This is a genomic window from Microvirga zambiensis WSM3693, from assembly GCF_016735695.1.
Classification (GTDB): domain Bacteria; phylum Pseudomonadota; class Alphaproteobacteria; order Rhizobiales; family Beijerinckiaceae; genus Microvirga; species Microvirga zambiensis.
Genome location: NZ_JAERQD010000256.1, coordinates 1 through 504 on the forward strand (window position 1 = coordinate 1; position 504 = coordinate 504).

Below are 504 nucleotides of genomic sequence, written 5' to 3' on the forward strand. Positions count from 1 at the left end.
GCGCCGTGAGACCTCGCTAACTCCAGGAGCTCCTGGTTCTGGGCCGGGTAGAAGAACGAGATCAGCGTCTGGCCCTGACGCAGGTGTTGAACCTCCTCCTCCGTCGGCGGACGTACTTTAACGATGACATCGGCGGATGCAGCGACTGCCTGCGCGAAGGGCAGGATCTCGACGCCTGCTGTAATGTAAGCCGCGTCCGAAAAACTCGATTTGGCACCCGCACCCGACTCGAGGACGCAGGTATGTCCGAGCTTCTGCAATGCACGAGCGGAATCGGGCGTCAGCGCAACGCGGTTCTCGCGGTTGGAGATCTCCCTGAGCGCACCGATCAGCATTCCGTATGTCCCTTCAAACTTGGTAGACCTATAGTGGAGTGACGTGTGAGGACAGCAGAAGCCCCGCGATGTGTATTCCTCACTCAACAATCTCACATGTTGACGTAGTTCGGCCCGCCGCCGCCCTCGGGGGTGACCCAGGTGATGTTCTGGTTCGGATCCTTGATGT

General features: G+C 59.3%; 1 protein-coding gene and 1 pseudogene. Both read right to left on the bottom strand.

From position 1 onward, the window contains the following. A pseudogene (locus JKL46_RS35170) lies at positions 1-335 on the bottom strand (Re/Si-specific NAD(P)(+) transhydrogenase subunit alpha); the annotation flags it as partial. Positions 336-427: 92 nt separating this feature from the next. Continuing rightward, positions 428-504: 4Fe-4S dicluster domain-containing protein (locus tag JKL46_RS37180; protein WP_201843096.1), on the bottom strand; the 77-nt coding region annotated here is incomplete at its 5' end.